The organism is Peribacillus sp. NJ4, assembly GCF_030348345.1.
In the GTDB taxonomy this organism is placed as follows: domain Bacteria; phylum Bacillota; class Bacilli; order Bacillales; family DSM-1321; genus Peribacillus.
Window position 1 is genome coordinate 4,084,623 of record NZ_JAUCFQ010000001.1, and the last position, 16,877, is coordinate 4,101,499.

A 16,877-nucleotide genomic window follows, 5' to 3' on the forward strand; every position below is an offset into this window, starting at 1 on the left:
AAAAAACAGCAGGAGTGATTTTCTTTCAGCACTCCTGCTGTTTTTTCCATTTTCCATCACTAAAGAAAAGTATTAATCCAATTTAAACAGCCGGCTATTTATATACTTTGCACGGGCTTCCATGAATTTCAGGATAAATCCGGGCTAATTGTCAAATTTTTCTTCCCCCCCATTAATATACGGGTCTTTTGGAACATAAGGTCTTATTTGATCATGCATTTCCTGAATGATAGGTTTCATATACCCAACGTTAACCGATTACTCAAAATCTTCTTTAGAAGACTCTGGTATCGAACACGAAATGCCCTAACATCAAGGATTCTAGCAGTCAATGTGTTGAATCCCTCGATTCTCACATAATCCTCTTCCATCACTTTCCCATTAACATCCCTGCCCCATGTCGCATCATAATCCCATGGGATTATTTCAAAGAGTCCTGTATCTCCATTTCGATACAAGGCATAGTTATGGACAAACCCATCATAGTTTTGCGTGAATATGAGTCCGTCCAGCCAGCGCAGGTACTTTTCCACATCGACATATTTTACGATTTCCTTTTCAAAATCCCCCTTGAAATTGTATTGATTTGAATGATCAACTCTTGTAAATGTAATTCATCCTTTCCTGTTCCCCATTTTTTTTGATATCCCATCTCCAATGATTTTTTGATTCCTTTATCCAAATCGCTCATCAATGAGAAATTGGCATCACCATCCACTGCATAGAAAATGGCACCCTTGGGCAGCCCCCTTGTCTTCAACTAATATTCATCCACCGATTCCAATTCTAGGTATATCCCTTCGTCCTTTCCGTTCAGATTCAGGAAAACGAACTGGGAGTTCGGTAATAAGGTGCCTATATCCGCAAAAAGTCTAAAGATAATTTATTTCTTAGTAAAGATTTATCTTTATATTCGGCATTTAAATGAACTTCCTTGGCATTCTTATAAGTATTAGGTTTTTAAAAGACTACATATAGGATTTTTTGCGAAAACCGCGGATATGTGAGCCACGGTAAACAATATCAATATCCAGTTTTTTTCTGTTAAGTGTTAACTTTGCCGGTAAAGGATCATTGCACCATATATCTCTGCGAAGTTCCATTAAATTAACTGGTGGAATAAAAAGCTGGTACATAGGCAGCTTCTTGTCAGCATTCATATAACCCTTCCCTTTCACTTTCCTTTTAAATTATGGAAAAAAAGCGAAGGGTGTCACCAAAAAAACACTATTTTTAAAAAGACTGGGGATTATCTTTAGCAAATCACGTACAAGCAACATAGTTTAATGTATAGAAAGGGGGATTATATATGTCAGAAATCATTCGTGACATACAAAATGCGGTGGATAGAGCCAATTCCATGGGATTAAGCGATTTCATGTTTAAGGACCCATGTTCAAAAGGCCGTTCTTCACGTAAAAGCAACAAAAACAGGCGAACTTCCCGCCCCAGAAGCACTAAACGTTGCACTAGCAGGAGGAGGTCCACTTGCCGTACGCAAAGACGCACTAGCAGGAGGAGGTCCACTTGCCGCACGCAAAGACGCACTAGCAGGAGAAGGTCCACTTGCCGCACGCAAAGGCGCACTAGCAGGAGGAGGTCCACTTGCCGTACGCAAAGGCGCACTAGCAGAAACCGGTGTTCCATATGCTGCAGACAAAGGCGCTCCAACAGAAACCGGTGTTCCTCCAACCACTGCAGTTGGCTTTGCTTCAATAACTTTCGCAATAAACGGAAAAGGTGCTTCTAGTTTCATGGTTCCGTTTTAATGTACAATTAATATTTTTTTACTGGATATTAAGCTTTACTTTAAAGTCCAATTTCTATAAAAAAACACAAACTCGTCGTAAAGGGGCGAGTTTTGTGTTTTTAAAATTATCACGATCGTTATATCCATTAAAATGTCCCGTTCCTTAAACAATAAAAAACACTGCCATTTATAATGACAGTGGATTTATTTGCCATGTACCCGAATCTATAAAAAAGGACCCTACCCTCAAACATAAGGTAGGATCCTTCCAGTTTCGCTTATTTAACGGAGACCAATTCGAACTGTGCATACACATCCTTCAACCCTGCTTGAATGGCTTGACCAGCCTTTCCACGATAATGCATTTGCACACGATCAATCAATTCTTCGATACCATCTTTCAGGCAATAACCGCGCAGCAGTTGACGAATGAATTCCCTGCCATGTTCTGTAGCTAGTGTACAGGAAGCCTCGACTATTACACCATATTTAAAGTCAAGTTCTACCGTGATGGTGATGGAATCATATATATTTCTCGCTGCCATCCCTTGTGGAAGCTTTGCATGCCCTGCAATAAAGTATGTGTTCATCATCTGATCTCCTCTATCTATAATTAATGTACGGAAACCTGCTCGAAGGGCCATGCAGGCAATTGCTTACGAAGCTCTTTATCTTGTCTGTAGCCAAGTGCGTATTCACCTTGCATTACTGTATGAATCTCACGGGTGCCTTCGTAAATGACCGGAGCTTTTGAATTCCGTAGAAAACGTTCGACTGGATATTCATCCGAGTACCCATAGGCACCATGGATTTGAACAGCATCATTGGCTGCTTCGTTAGCAGCATTACATGAAATCCACTTGGCAAGTGATGTTTCCTTCGTATTCCTTTTTCCTTGGTTTTTTAAGGTACCCGCTTTAAATACCAGCAATCTGGAAATCTCTAAATTTGCGGTCATCTTGGCAATCATCTGTTGAACGAGCTGATGCCTGCCAATCTCTTTTCCGAATGTACTTCGTTCATGGCAATACTTCAAGCTTGCTTCAAGGCTTGCTTCAATTAATCCTACAGCACCTGCTGCCACTGTAAACCGACCGCTGTCCAATGCCGACATGGAAATTTTAAAGCCCTCACCTTCTTCACCAAGCCTATTCTCCACCGGGACTTTAACATCCGTTAAAAAGACTTCGCCTGTATTCCCCGCACGAATTCCCAATTTTCCTTTAATGGCCTTCGACTCCACTCCCTCAAAAGTCCGTTCCACAATAAAAGCGGTAATTCCCCTTGAGCCAGCATCATGATCAGTCTTGGCGAAAATGAGAAAATGATCTGCATAATCACAGAGCGAAATCCAAGTTTTTGATCCATTCAAGATATAATGGTCCCCAACACGTTTTGCCGTTGATTTCATCGCCGCTACGTCAGACCCTGCATTCGGTTCAGTCAGCCCAAAAGCGCCAATCTTGGTCCCTTTTGCTTGCGGAACTAAATATTTCTGTTTTTGTTCTTCCGTCCCCCATTGCAGCAGGGTCATGCTATTCAACCCCGTATGTACAGAAACTGCTGTTCGATAAGCCGTATCGCCTCGCTCCAGCTCTTCACAAACGATGGCCAGGGTATTATAATCCATTCCGACTCCACCATACTCTTCGGGGATACAAACGCCCATTAACTGCAATTCCGCTAACCTTTTTAAAATATGTGGTTGAAATTCTCCTTGCCTATCCCACTCTTGAATATATGGGATAATTTCCTTATCCACAAATTTCCTTACCACTTTCTTCACGCTTTGCTGCTCTTCTGTTAATTCGAAATTCATCATCAAAATTCCTCCTAAATAATTTTATTTTGCTTGAATTTGATTATTTGGTCCGGACTATATCCAATTTCAGCCAAAACGGCATCGGTATGTTCCCCATACAGCGGCGGATGCTTTCTCATAGTGACCGGTGTTTTTGAAAGGTTCAAGGGCGATCCCGTCACTCTAAGATTTTCGATTGTGGGATGTTCCATTTTCACCAACATGCCTCTTTCGATGATCTGTGGATCCTCGAACATCTCTGCGATATCATTAATCGGACCATTTGGTATCCCTGCATCATCAAACAGCATTTTCCACTCTTTTTTTGTCTTTGCTTTCAATGAATCCTCTAGTATTGGTATTAATTTTTCCTTGTTCAGCAATCGTTTTTCATTATGCTTAAACTGTTCTAGCTCCGCTAAATCAGGTCTGCCAATAACGGTTGAGAATCTCCTGAACTGCTCATCATTGCCTACAGCCACTACAAGCTCCCCATCGCGTGTTCGGAACGTTTGGTATGGAACAATATTGGGATGTTGGTTTCCCATCCGTTCAGGGGTCAAACCATTGAATAAATAGTTGCTGGCTACATTCACCAATGAAGAAACCTGACAATCCATTAACGAAATATCAATTTCCTGTCCTTCCCCCGCTTTATCCCTATGATGTAAAGCGGATAAAATGCCAATGCATGTATACAAGCCAGTCAATATGTCAGCTATGGCCACTCCGACCTTCACGGGACTCCCATCTTTTTCTCCTGTGATGCTCATCAAACCACTCATCGCTTGAATGATATAATCATAGCCAGGTAAATCTTTATATGGTCCGGTTAAACCAAATCCCGTAATCGAGGCCATGATCAGTTTGGGGTTGCATTCCTTTAAATCCTCATAACCTAACCCCAGTTTTTCCAATGTACCCGTCTTGAAATTTTGAATCACTATATCCCCTGAAGACACCAACTTCCGGAATATCTCTTTCCCTTGTTCCGACTTTAAATTCAAGGTCATGCTTTGCTTATTTCGGTTTGCACATAAATAGTAAGCGCTTTCTCCTTGCGCGAATGGCGGACCCCACCCTCTCGTTTCATCACCTGATTCATGATGCTCGATTTTAATTACATCCGCACCCAAATCACCGAGAATCATTGAACAAAACGGACCCGCCAAAACACGGGACACATCGATAATCCTGACTCCTTCCAAAGCTCCATTCATACCATCACCCCTTTCAAACTGTCGGGATACACAAAAAAGAGCCAGTAAAACAAACAATGTCATTACATTGAACGTTTCACTGACCCTTATCCACGCACTGTCTTCCTGCAAAGGAAGATCAAGTGAACCAAGTCAATTTTTATGAATTCCAGATTTATGACAAGCCGGCCATGCAACAAGGTAACTTGTTGTCATCGGTTTGGTAAATTAAGTATAGAACCATTGTTTGAATTTTGCAATAATTTTGTTTATTGGTCGATCATAATTTTTAACGCCCTTTAATCGTTGCTCTTGTAATCTCGGGAATCCTTTATGTTTAAGAAGCAAAATTTTACACTATTTGGTTATGCGCCATAACGTTCTTTTTGGATTTCTTTAAGAGACTTCCCTCGAGTTTCCGGTGACATGGTAAGACCAATGACTAAATGGATGATTAGGAATGCAATCATAATCAAACCAGCGATCTTGAACCCTAATGTCGTGATTAATAAGGCAATAACTAGAGAGAATAGCCCTACACCGATGCGGGCAATCGAAAACATGACACCTTGAGCTTTTGCACGATACTTCGTGTGAAACAGCTCACTTGACCATAAGGCATAAAATGATTGTGCCCCAAAGCCTGCTGCGGTTCCCCAAAGCAAAACAAACAACATCAGTTCCGTCCAGCCCATTCCTCCAAACGTTAGGATGAGCCAAGCGACGATTCCCATTGCAGCTCCAATCCCAAACAGAACCTTTCTGTTTACTTTATCTCCTAATTTAATAAATACAAAATAGGTGGAGACAACAGTCAATAACCATAGTGTACCTTGTAATAAGTTAGCTTGTGTATCGGTGAGGCCACCTACTGTTTCATATATATATATGGCATAAAGTACCCCATTACTCCAGCTACTAAATTCCAGAATCCGTATATCCCGATTAAAAGGAATAAGGCTTTACGGTTTTCTTTCACACTGAACAATTCTTTAAGAGAAACGTCTGTAAGCTTCCCTTTCTTTTTAAGTTTGTTTTGTTTTTGTTTTTCTTCTTCCCAGATTGTCGATTCATTAATTTGTTGTTGCAATACGGATTCTTTAAAGGAACTTTTTTTTAGAGTAACCTTTATCGTGGGCTCTAAAATCTCACCATATTCATTTTCAGGATGTTTAAATTGCCTTTACAGGGGTGACATGTGATGATTAAGATACTCAAACTCTATATGATAAAACAAACCTATTTAGAAGGCATTTAAAGATTTAAAGGGAGATGGCAAAATGGAAAATATAAAGAAAGAAATAGTCGAAGCCATCAAGAAGTACCCCACAATTATCATTCATCGTCATGTTAATCCGGACCCGGATGCATTGGGCTCACAAATTGGCTTAAAGAATCTATTGAAGCAGTCCTACCCGTCAAAAGAAGTCTTTGTGGTAGGCGAGGAAGTGGAAAAGCTCCTATTCATTGGTGAAATGGATGCCATTTCCGATAACAAATACAAAGGGGCCTTGGTGATTGTTTGTGATACTGCCAACATTTCACGGATCAGTGATTCCCGCTATGATCAAGGGGAGATGCTGATCAAAATTGACCACCACCCCGAATATGAACAATTCGGTGACCTTTCTTGGGTCGATCCGTCCTATAGCTCTGCAAGTGAAATGCTTGTTGATTTATTTTTGCTATTTCCAGAAGGCTTTATCATGAATAAAGAGGCAGCTAAATCATTTTATGCAGGAATACTTGGTGATACAGGGAATTTCATGAATGGGAATACCACTCCTAGGACATTAAAATTGGTTTCGTACTTAAGAACTTTTAATATCCAGCCAGAAAGAATCCATAACTGCCTTAATATAAAGCCGAAAAACGCTTCCAGACTTCAAAAGGACATTCTCATGAGCTTCAAGGTAACCGATAAAGGGGTGGCTTACTTCATTATTACGGAGGATTTGTTAAATATGTATGGTGTAGACCGAATCGAAGCTTCGAATTTAGTTAATACGCTATCAGGTGTCAGAGGAAACAAAATATGGGTTTTTTTCATAGAATATCCTTCTGAAATCCGTGTCAGGATTCGTTCACGAAATATTCCCATCGCTTCAGTCGCACGTCAATTCAATGGAGGGGGACATTCACTGGCTTCAGGAGCTACCATCCATTCCTGGGAAGAGGTTGATCATGTTATTCAAGCATTGGATCAAGTCTGTCTTTAACAGGTGCATGACTTCATATTATGACAGCAATCATTTTGCTGCCGTGTTTATTTAGGATTATATTCCCAGGTTCATTAATACGGATTAATTCGACCTATACCGGATTACCAAAAAAGCGCCAAAACCAGGATGGCTGAGGCGCTTTTTGTTTCAATTTACTTGGATACTTCTTCAAGAGTTGATAGATCGATCATACCTTTTATATCACTGCTTGGGATATAACCAGCTTCTTTGCTTATGTCAGCCATTTCCTGAATGACTTGCTCATTAACTTCAGTGGTCACTTCCAGGCGTGAAAATGCTGAAGCCACTTCTTCTTTACTTAATTCTTTTCCTGTCAGTTCCTTCAAATGCTTAATGACAAGTTCTTGGCTTTCTTCAGGATTGTTTTGAATAAAATCCACTGCTTTTTCGTGAGCTTTCAAATAGGAAGCGGCGCGCCCCTTTTTATCCAAGAACTTCTGGCTTGCAGCCACTACCGTATTTGGTGAATCTTTCCCCCAAGCAAATTGATCCCAATCAAGCACTAACTTTCCTTTTGCCTGGTTTTCCAATACATACCCCCAAGGTTCCTGGGTAGCTGCTGCATCGACTGATTTTTGAACAAAAAGAGCAGTTGTGTCAGCAGGTGCTGATGCATACAGCTCAACTGTCCCCCCATTTGTAGTCGGTTTTAAGTCAACATCTTGAAGGGCTTTCCTAAGCATGACATCCTGTGTACTCCCAATGACGGGAATCGCTACTTTTTTACCATCCAAATCCTTTAAATCAGTAACCTTGCTGCCCTCGCTAGCCACAAGAACTGCACCGCCATTAACAGCTCCAGAGATCAGGTGGTATTCAGGGTTTTTTACGTAAAAGTTAAGCAATGGACCAGGACCAACCGTTCCAACATCAATGGCGTTTGTAGCCATTGCTTCCATGAATAAACCGCCATTGGCCACTGTCTTGGTTTCAATCTTGACATCTTTACCGAACTCTTCTTCAAAAAAGCCTTTTTCAAGTGCAATGATCGTTGCACTGTGAGTTAAGTTAGGAAAATATCCAATTTTCACAGATTTTTTCCCCGAGCCTTCTCCTTCTTCTTTACTGGTGGATTGCGTGCACCCGCTTACTATTCCGATTAACAATACGGACATAATAAGGGCAAAAAATGATTTTTTCAGCATATTTTTCTCTCCTTTTTATCTATTATCCTATTAAACTACCGTTGATTCACGCCCCACTTCAGTTGAACATTACGTTCCAGGCGTGAGAAGACAACATTATCCACGATTGTACCGATGATTGCGATAATGATCATTACGGAGATGACCAAATCCATTTGTCCCAGTGATCTGCCCATTTCCAGCAATTGTCCAAGACCGCCTCCCCCGCCAAGTAATTCACCGGCCATCAATGCACGCCAGGAAAATGCCCATGCAATTCGCAGACCGGATATTATTTGTGGGACGGATGCCGGTAAAATCACGGTGCGAAGAAAATGAAACCCGGTCGATCCATATGTTTTGGCAACCCGCTGATACAATTGGGGCACATTCCGGAATCCACTGGTTGCATTAACTGTCATCGTCCAAGTTGCACCGATCGTGACGATAAAGAGAATCGAAAAATCATTCAATCCAAACCAAATGATCGCTAGAGGGAACCAAACTATACTCGGGATGGACTGTAAGGCCGTCACGACGAATCCTAGAGTATCTTCCACCAGTTTAAAGCGCCAAATGAAATATCCTAATATTAGACCTACTATAATGGCAATCGTAAAGCCGATCAGGATACGGCCAAGGCTTTTTCCGATGGCTTCGGTTATTTGTCCGCTCACCAGTCCATTAAACAGAGTTTCCAAAACCTGCGTCAGGCTTGGGAACATGAAATCCGGAAGACTGGAAAGTCTAGATGTGACTTCCCATATCCCCGCTATCATCGCGATGAATATGATTCGTCTTAAAGCTGTAATCATTCCCCATTTCCTCCTTCAGCACTTTTTCAATTTCCTCCTGCAAGATCGATAGTACCCTTTGTTCAGTATGCAAAGTTACACTATCAGGCATAACCCCATCTTTCATGGAAGGGACGGAAATAGTCTCTTTAATTTTCCCTGGACGGGTTGCAAAGACGATAATTTTTTCGGAAAGCTGAACAGCCTCACGAATATTATGGGTAACGAAGAAGATTGTCACCTTAGTTTTTCTCCAGATTTCGAGCAGCTCTTTATGCAAGACCATCCTCGTTTGCTCATCCAGCGCAGAAAATGGTTCATCCATCAACAGGATATCCGGTTCCATCACCAGCGCTCTTGCGATGGCTACCCTCTGTTTCATGCCCCCCGAAAGTTGATGTGGATAGGAGTCAATATAACGGCTGAGGTGAACCATTTTTAAAATGTCCAATGCCTTGGATTTAGCCTCTTCTTTGGGAATTTTCTTTAACTTCAATCCATATGTAACATTTTCAAGTACCGTCAACCAAGGAAATAACCCGGCCTCCTGAAACACTACGACCCGTTCCGGACCTGGCTTCATCACCTTTTTTCCAGCTACACGTATTTCTCCTTTATCAGCCTTATCAAGGCCGGCAATTAAATATAGAAGTGTCGATTTGCCACATCCTGAAGGTCCGACGATTGAAACGAAGCTTCCTTTCTCGACCTCTATGTTAATCTCATCGAGCACCTTTATGCTTTCTTTCTTTTCATTCGAAAAACTTTTTTCAATGCCATCTATTGTTAAATACATAAAGCCACCCCACTTTTATATCGCATCGATTTACTAAACATTATTTCTTAATAATGATTAATCCAATGGTTTTTGTCAACTATAAAAATGCAAAAATTCTAATTTATCGGTATCTTTCTATTTAACTGTCATTTTATTTATAAATATTCCAAACTTGCACAAAAAAAACCATTTGGACAACTTCCATGCAACAAAATAAAAAAACCTGAGCCCTTTCTAAGGGTTCAGGCTAATTTGAAGTATCCAGTTTCGTTTCAAGTAAGGGTAAACGAAGTTCCCAGCCCATTCAGTGAACTTAAAAAATCCTGCTTCCATACAATTTATCCTTCATCTTTTGTGTCCTTGCATGCAAGGGCTTTTTCAAAATGATTCCTAAGATGAGCGTGATCATTATAAAGAGAAACAAGATGAAAATATCCCTACCAGCAACGCTCCAGGTTATTCCCCCAACAGATTCACGAAGTAAACCAACGGCATAGGTGAATGGCAGGAAAGGGTTGATATGTTGAAAAAAGGGAGGTGTAACTTGAATGGGAAATGTGCCTCCTGAACTTGAAATTTGAAGGACCATCAAGACGACACTAATCCCTTTTCCAACATTTCCAAGAACTGAAACGAAGGTGTAGACAATGAGTGTAAATACTGTACTTATCAAGACAGAAAACAGGATGTACTCAAATTTATCCGCTACGTACACATCGATCAGTAGAATATTCCCTATGGACACACTAAGTGCCTGCATTAACCCAATTATGAAGAAAATAAGATACCTACCGATATAAATTTGATACGGACTGTAATTTTTTTGAGAAACACCCACGCTAAGCATGGAAATTAATATTGTACCACCCACCCAAAGGGAAAGTGCCGTAAAGAAAGGAGACATGGCTGATCCATAGTTTGGAATCGGAAAGAGACTATGTTTATTGAGCAGCACTGGTTCTGAAAAAAATTCACTTTCTTGTTCAATATCATTCCTTAGGAAATCAATCACTTCTTCCATATTATAAGACTTATCGATTTCTCTCATTTTAGAAGCTAAGGCCTTTATTTTCGTTTCGATTTCCGGAAACTTTTTCTGTAACTTATCGATATCCCCTGAACGTGTTTCCAACGTTCGATTGGTCTCATCCAAAAGCGTCTTCACTTCTGGAATGACCTTGGTCCCCTCTTCCATCGTAACCTGGACTTTATTCAATATTGATTCCGTTTCATTCCATATTTCATTGAATTTTGGCGCTGTTTCCTTTGAATAGACATCCTGGAATCTTGCCAAGACTTGATCATTGTTCTCGCCAAGTTCGATAAGATTGCCGAAGGATCGGTTATTCAGCGCGTGAAGTTGGTTCGAAGCATTATCCCGCAAATCCTCCACTAGCTGTATTTCCGGCTGAAGCAAGCTTTTCTCACTAAATTGATTGACTCTCACCAATAAATTATACATACTATCCAAAAGGTACAACTCTTTATTTATCCTCGTTATCCCTTGTTCCATTAGCTGATCCGACTCATTGCCAGGCAAACCCTGACCCGTTAACCGGTTTGCCAGCACTAAAGTTGATTCATTAAAGCTCCTGATATTCGCAATATCATTTTTCAAGAGTGGATTGAGTCCTTCAAATGCCTGCTTTGTTGAATCTACATAACTGGAAACGTCTGAAAACAATTTGTCTTTCTGCGATGTTATCCCTTCTATGGAATCCAGACCATCATTCACTACCTTAATGATATCTTCAGCCTTTTTAACATGTGTTTGAACGGTTTTGATATTTTGTTCAAGCTCAGGCAATTCAGCCTCTAATAAATACACCATATTCTTCATTTTTTGAATCGTCGGCAACTCATTTTGCAAGGTTATTCCCAGTTCATTAAAGATTGCAAGGATACTCCCACTAGCTGATTTGATAAAGCTTTTGCTCACATTATCCACAATGCTGTTGGCCCCCGCTGCCGTAATTTTAGGAGCAACGGAATTGATTTTTTCATTAACATAGTAATCAATCTCCGCTTTCACAGGGTCATCGGTCATGATTGTCGCAATATGCTCGGAAAAATTCTCTGGAATGATGATGGATGCGTAATAATCCCCTTTTTCCACCTTTGCTATCGCTTCTTTTTCCGTTGTGAATCTCCAGCCCAGATCTTTATTCCCTTTTAACCCCTCTATTACTTCCTTCCCTATGTTCACCGCTTCGCCATTTATATCCGCACCTTTATCATTATTGGAAACACCGACAAGGATTCCTTCCGTATTTGCATACGGGTCCCAGGATGCGACAATATTAAACCACGCATAAATGGACGGGATGAACATAAGGAACACAACAACGATACAAACGAAGAAATTTTTATAAATGCTTTTTAAATCGTCAATGAATATTTCCCGAATATTACTCAAACCATACCCCCGTGCAAAAAAGTATTTTGATGCTATTATTCGAAAAATGTTCTTAATCAATACTAAGTAAACATATCCATGGATTTTTCAAAGCAAATAAAAAGAAGCAAGTAACGAGCTACCTGCTTCCGGAGATTTAACTTATCTTGAAGGCTTGGTTTAAAAGGAAGTACGTTTCATAATGATTAATTCTTCTTCATCTATCACACCCATAGAATAAATCTATCAATTTATGTCAAATGGGTTTCCCATCCAAAGACGGTTTTTTTCTTCTTACTATTACAGAATAAAGGGCTTGCTGTATGAACATGCTATCACAAACGAACTGTCGGGATTTTTGTAAGGGAGAAATAGTCATGTCAGAATCTGTTGAAATCATCTTTCGAACCTTTACCGCGTTTATTTTATTATGGGCATTTGTACAGCTGCTCGGTCAACAGACGATTGCCCAGAGGACCTATCACCTTTATATCGCTTCAATTACAATGGGGACAATTGCAGGAAATCTAGCCTTTAATATTAAAATTAAATTCCTGTATTTTATCATTGCAATTATCATAATGGGTACCGTCGTTTTTATGCTGAATCTTCTAGCGGTTCGAAATCCGCGCTTCGGGAAATGGATCGCTGGAGAACCTGCTACCTTAATTCAAAAAGGACAAATTCTCGAAGAGTCAATGGAGCGAATGGGGTACTCACTGGATTCTCTTAAACAGGCTTTGCGGGGAAAAGATATCTTCAACATAGAAGAAGTGGAGTGCGCCATTTTAGAGATAAATGGCTCACTCTCTGTATTAAAAAAAAAACAATACCAAAATACCACCAAGCAGGATTTACCTCTACTGGCCTCAGCAGGTTCTGTACCGATAGAGCTGGTTCATGATGGGAAGATCTTATACGAAAACTTATCCAAACACAACTACGATGACGAATGGTTAATGGCTGAACTAAAAAAAAGAAACCTTTCTGTTTTTGACATCTCATATGCCGTCGTAGGGACAAAAGGAAATTTGTATATTGATTTGATTAAGGATCAATTAAGATAATAATCCTTTGCATTTCAAATAACATTATTAAACCTGTACAACTAATATCATAAGAAAAGTAATCATTTATCGAAGGTCCGAATGCCCCATAAAGGAACTTAACAGCAAGCAACGGAAAAAACCTTACGACTCTAAGGCAAATTGACCGTCACATGGAGTTTCTGTGCAGTCTTCGTGCTTTGCATTCAGGAGATAATGATATCTAAAATGACAAAATAAAAAACGGGAAGAACAGCAATGCTTTCGCCGTTCGGATGACCCGTGAGGAATTCGAATCAGGGACCCCTTCATAGAAATCTAACAGGTTACTGCATTAAATGAGTGAAGATACTCCTTTTTATTTTCATATTTCGCATTTTGTAATTGGAAATAGGAATAATTAAAAGTGGTTTTTCCAGAAGGAAAAACCACTTTTTCACGCTATAATGTTTTAACGCTTTTCAATCACGTTTATCAATTCCCTTAAATAATCCGGTAGATCAGGCGGACGTCTGCTTGATACAAGGTTTCCATCTACTACGACGGGCTTATCTATCCAAGTTGCCCCCGCATTTTCCATATCATCTTTAATGCCAGGTGTACTCGTTACATTCTTCCCATGTAAAATTTTAGCAGAAATCAACACCCAACCAGCGTGACAAATTTGCCCGATGGGTTTTTTATTTTCTTCCATGCTTTGGATAAGTGATATCACTTCAGGAAACCGACGAATTTTGTCAGGTGCCCAACCGCCTGGTACAAGAATAGCATCATATTCTTCAGCTTTAATACTGCCATACTCATAATCAGATACGGCTGGTACACCATATTTTCCAATGTACGTTTCATTCGCCTTTTCTCCAGCGAGGTGAACAATCGCTCCCTCTTCTTTCAATCGTAAGATCGGATACCAGAGCTCTAAATCTTCAAAATCGTGGTGCACCAGACTGATAATTTTCTTTCCTTCTAACCTCATGGAAATCTCCCCTTCTTTCGTTATTTCCCCTTTACCATTCTTCCCTATTTCTTGCAACAAGTCCAAAGTGTTGTGAGACCCTCTGGGATATCGGTGATGATTTAAACAATGCATTAGGCGATGCATCAATATTTGGTCTAAAAATCAACCTTTACCAAGTACAACCCAGCTGCCTCCGCCATACGCCCCGTCTGGATTCTTTCTTTTGACTCTAAAATACTTGGTATATTTTCAGCATCTATTTCACCCAACCCAACTTCTATCAACGTTCCGACAATTTTTCTGACCATATTATAAAGAAATCCATCACCTCGCACTGTAATTTGGATGAAGCCGGCATTTTCTTCTATATCAATAGAATATATTTCACGCACCATGGATTTTTTCTTAGACTTTGCATTAGAAAAAGAAGTAAAATCATGTTCACCTATAAAATATTGACATGCTCTTTTCATTTTTGTGATATTCAGCTTTTTCTCAACATGCATACTGTACTTTCGCATGAAAGGATTTGTATATTGCTCGTTCCAGATCTTATACAGATAGGTTTTATCCTTAGCATTATAACGGGCATGAAAACGATCAGGAACTAATGTAACATCCACAACGCTGATATCTTGGGGTAAATATCTATTCAAATAGTTCATGATTTCAGATTCAGTCAGATTTTCTCCGATCTTAAAATTGGCAATTTGAGCAAGAGCATGTACACCTGCATCTGTTCTGCTGCATCCGATGATTTCAATTTTTTCCCCTACCATTTCCGTTAATACATTTTCTATTTTCCCTTGAATGGTATCATCACTATTACCGAGTCGTTGCCAGCCCTTATAGCGCCCGCCATCATATTGAATCGTCAATTTATAATTGTTCATTGCTTCCTCCTTATTTTATTACTGTATAGTCATCTAAACAGAAAATTCTTGATAAAATACAAGCCCCCATACAACTCCTGCTGTATGAGGGAACATATGATTTTTTCTTATAAACAATATTATATTGTATTGTATTTTGTCCCTTTATTCCCCTATATATCAGGTTAAACTGAACTTCGTTACTTCTTTCAAAAGTCTAAAGCAACTGTAGTAACAGGATAATCCGCTCCCCTTTTCAGGTTTCGATTGGAGCACCCCACAGCTTACAAGGACCATGATTTATGTAAAGTTCATACATCTTATTAATGCCTTTCGATTTTAATCCTAGCAATCAAAGTGAAATGTACTTCTGCATAGTGTATCAAAGAGGCTAACGTCATGCAACGAACGATTCACCGTCATATGCAGTTTCTGTGCAACTTTGTGCAAAGCATGAACAAACAGGAAAAATGGATGGAAGCGAAAACAGGAAATGGGCCAAAACCCCTGTTATATCATGGATTTAAGCCTTTGGCTGTTGATGACCTGTGACGAGCATAAAATGCTTTCGGTAAGATTTTTAAATTGACGATCTTCATGAAACACTTGAATTCCAAATTTTAAAAGCATAAAAAAACACCTCACATATTTTAGCGTGAAGGTGGTTTGTTGGCATTCCATGGTGTTTAACTTGCCCCATCATAATACAGTCGTGATTTAAAATAAAAAACGGCAAAAACATTGTTTAACAATGCTTCCGCCGTTCGGATGACCTGTGAGGGATTCGAACCCACGACCCCTTCCCTGTCAAGGAAGTGCTCTCCCACTGAGCTAACAAGTCGTATGTAAGACTGACTGGTAAATTACTTAAGTACATAATTTATTATAAGTTTTTTTGTTAAAAAGTCAACGAGTTATATTAAAAAAGTTTTAATTTTATCTTTTTTTATTTTACCTCACTAAAAAACAAGAATATACGTTCCCTTTTTCCTTGCATAAAAAACGTATGTTCGCATATAATATAGCAAGCAAGTCAGCAAAGGAGTGACAAGGAATGAAATATATACTTCGTAAACATATGGAAGAAAACGCTCCATTGGAAATAATCTATCTCTCCGAACAAGGAAAGATTACGCAGCGGAAAATCCAGGTGCTTGAAGTTTATCCAGGCCATATTCACGCATTCTGTTTTCTAAGGCAGACAAAACGGACATTTAAAATGGCCAATATCCTTTCTGCCCGCCTCATTAAGGCCAGGTTTGATAGGTCTGGATGAAAATTGTTTATTAAGATTCAACCGATTAACTCTTCTTCTTCCTGAATGTCCTTTTCCTGTTCAGTTAATGATTCTTCTTCATCTCTCAGGCGATGAGCTAACCTTGAGGCGGCACTCGCGGCAATACTTGCAACGATATCATCCAGGAAGGTATGCACGATTCCTTCTTGTTTCTTATCAAGTTCGTGAATGACGCCTATTTTATTTTTGTCCAAATGGCCAAAGGTCGTTACAGCAATGCTTCCGTAACCGAGTACTGCACCAAAGGCAATTGTTTCATCCACTCCGAATAAACCTTCATCAGATTCAACAATCGATTGCAGGGGTTCTGATAGCTTTTTTTGCTCTGCCAGTTTATCCAGCTCCACACCGACTAAAATGGCATGTTGAATTTCCCTTTTCAACAGGACACGCTCAACGCTGTGGATGCATTCCTCAAGCTTAAGATCAGCTTTATACGGGAACTGCAATTCATAAACGATTTTTGCAATTGCTTCCACACTGACACCACGTTCTATCAATGATCGTTTAGCCGCCTTTGTTACTTCCCTGCTGTGTACGTGTACATCTGCCATTTTATTCGCCACCTCTTTTATTGTATTTTTTTTCTATATCCTTGTATTATAGCACCTTATAATTTA

The 16,877-nt window shown here is 39.8% G+C and carries 15 protein-coding genes, 1 tRNA gene and 3 pseudogenes; 5 read left to right on the forward strand and 14 right to left on the reverse strand.

All coding sequences use genetic code 11. The annotated features are described in order from the left end of the window. Positions 1–72 precede the first annotated feature (72 nt). A pseudogene (locus QUF94_RS20300) lies at positions 73–1,160 on the reverse strand (CotH kinase family protein). A gap of 149 nt (positions 1,161–1,309) precedes the next feature. Between QUF94_RS20300 and QUF94_RS29125 the strand changes: the two are divergent. Then, a pseudogene (locus tag QUF94_RS29125) lies at positions 1,310–1,387 on the forward strand (CotG/ExsB N-terminal domain-containing protein); the annotation flags it as partial. 24 nt (positions 1,388–1,411) lie between these two features. Here QUF94_RS29125 and QUF94_RS20305 read toward each other — a convergent pair. The 5 genes and pseudogenes from QUF94_RS20305 to QUF94_RS20325 form a co-directional block, all read right to left on the reverse strand. Then, on the reverse strand, positions 1,412–1,756 hold the full coding sequence (locus QUF94_RS20305; RefSeq protein ID WP_289317419.1) for a hypothetical protein: 345 nt from the start codon (positions 1,754–1,756) through the stop codon (positions 1,412–1,414). Positions 1,757–2,028: 272 nt separating this feature from the next. Beyond that, on the reverse strand, positions 2,029–2,340 hold the full coding sequence (locus QUF94_RS20310) for a DUF3870 domain-containing protein (protein ID WP_048682993.1): 312 nt from the start codon (positions 2,338–2,340) through the stop codon (positions 2,029–2,031). Between the two features lie 23 nt (positions 2,341–2,363). Continuing rightward, positions 2,364–3,569 carry an acyl-CoA dehydrogenase family protein gene (locus tag QUF94_RS20315; RefSeq protein ID WP_289318454.1) on the reverse strand — a complete coding sequence of 402 codons (1,206 nt, stop codon included), beginning with the start codon at positions 3,567–3,569 and terminating at the stop codon, positions 2,364–2,366. 14 nt (positions 3,570–3,583) lie between these two features. Next, on the reverse strand, positions 3,584–4,771 hold the full coding sequence (locus QUF94_RS20320; RefSeq protein ID WP_289317420.1) for a CaiB/BaiF CoA transferase family protein: 1,188 nt from the start codon (positions 4,769–4,771) through the stop codon (positions 3,584–3,586). Positions 4,772–5,115: 344 nt separating this feature from the next. Beyond that, a pseudogene (locus tag QUF94_RS20325) lies at positions 5,116–5,843 on the reverse strand (MFS transporter); the annotation flags it as partial. 187 nt (positions 5,844–6,030) lie between these two features. Between QUF94_RS20325 and QUF94_RS20330 the strand changes: the two are divergent. Beyond that, positions 6,031–6,969 (forward strand): DHH family phosphoesterase, encoded by a 939-nt coding sequence (locus QUF94_RS20330; RefSeq protein WP_289317421.1) that lies wholly within the window; start codon positions 6,031–6,033, stop codon positions 6,967–6,969. 155 nt (positions 6,970–7,124) lie between these two features. Here the strand turns inward: QUF94_RS20330 and QUF94_RS20335 are convergent, their stop codons facing one another. The 4 genes from QUF94_RS20335 to QUF94_RS20350 form a co-directional block, all read right to left on the reverse strand. Continuing rightward, complete coding sequence (locus tag QUF94_RS20335) at positions 7,125–8,138, reverse strand: aliphatic sulfonate ABC transporter substrate-binding protein (RefSeq protein ID WP_289317422.1); 1,014 nt, start codon at positions 8,136–8,138, stop codon at positions 7,125–7,127. 35 nt (positions 8,139–8,173) lie between these two features. Further along, positions 8,174–8,932, reverse strand: a complete 759-nt coding sequence (locus tag QUF94_RS20340; protein ID WP_289317423.1) for an ABC transporter permease — start codon at positions 8,930–8,932, stop codon at positions 8,174–8,176. Then, complete coding sequence (locus tag QUF94_RS20345; protein ID WP_289317424.1) at positions 8,865–9,707, reverse strand: ABC transporter ATP-binding protein; 843 nt, start codon at positions 9,705–9,707, stop codon at positions 8,865–8,867. Before QUF94_RS20345 ends, QUF94_RS20340 begins: the two co-directional genes overlap by 68 nt. A gap of 295 nt (positions 9,708–10,002) precedes the next feature. Beyond that, a complete protein-coding gene (locus tag QUF94_RS20350; RefSeq protein ID WP_289317425.1) occupies positions 10,003–12,105 on the reverse strand; it encodes a YhgE/Pip domain-containing protein in 2,103 nt (700 codons plus the stop codon). Positions 12,106–12,461: 356 nt separating this feature from the next. On the opposite strand from QUF94_RS20350, the gene QUF94_RS20355 reads away from it, so the two are divergent. Further along, the gene (locus QUF94_RS20355) at positions 12,462–13,151 is read left to right on the forward strand and encodes a DUF421 domain-containing protein (protein ID WP_289317426.1); all 690 of its coding nucleotides are present in this window, start codon (positions 12,462–12,464) and stop codon (positions 13,149–13,151) included. Positions 13,152–13,581: 430 nt separating this feature from the next. Here the strand turns inward: QUF94_RS20355 and QUF94_RS20360 are convergent, their stop codons facing one another. Together QUF94_RS20360 and truA are read right to left on the reverse strand one after the other, a co-directional pair. Next, entirely contained in the window at positions 13,582–14,106 is a 525-nt protein-coding gene (locus tag QUF94_RS20360; RefSeq protein WP_289317427.1) for a type 1 glutamine amidotransferase domain-containing protein, read from the reverse strand. 137 nt (positions 14,107–14,243) lie between these two features. Further along, positions 14,244–14,981, reverse strand: coding sequence for a tRNA pseudouridine(38-40) synthase TruA (gene truA / locus QUF94_RS20365; RefSeq protein WP_289317428.1), 738 nt, complete (start codon positions 14,979–14,981; stop codon positions 14,244–14,246). 378 nt (positions 14,982–15,359) lie between these two features. Here truA and QUF94_RS20370 point away from each other — a divergent pair, with 378 nt between their 5' ends. Then, positions 15,360–15,512 carry a hypothetical protein gene (locus QUF94_RS20370; protein ID WP_289317429.1) on the forward strand — a complete coding sequence of 51 codons (153 nt, stop codon included), beginning with the start codon at positions 15,360–15,362 and terminating at the stop codon, positions 15,510–15,512. Between the two features lie 217 nt (positions 15,513–15,729). On the opposite strand, the gene QUF94_RS20375 is transcribed toward QUF94_RS20370, so the two are convergent. Continuing rightward, a tRNA-Val gene (locus QUF94_RS20375) sits at positions 15,730–15,801 on the reverse strand. Between the two features lie 213 nt (positions 15,802–16,014). Here QUF94_RS20375 and QUF94_RS20380 point away from each other — a divergent pair. Continuing rightward, complete coding sequence (locus tag QUF94_RS20380; RefSeq protein ID WP_289317430.1) at positions 16,015–16,236, forward strand: hypothetical protein; 222 nt, start codon at positions 16,015–16,017, stop codon at positions 16,234–16,236. Positions 16,237–16,253: 17 nt separating this feature from the next. On the opposite strand, the gene QUF94_RS20385 is transcribed toward QUF94_RS20380, so the two are convergent. Further along, entirely contained in the window at positions 16,254–16,811 is a 558-nt protein-coding gene (locus QUF94_RS20385; protein WP_289317431.1) for a phosphatidylglycerophosphatase A family protein, read from the reverse strand. Positions 16,812–16,877: the final 66 nt, after the last annotated feature.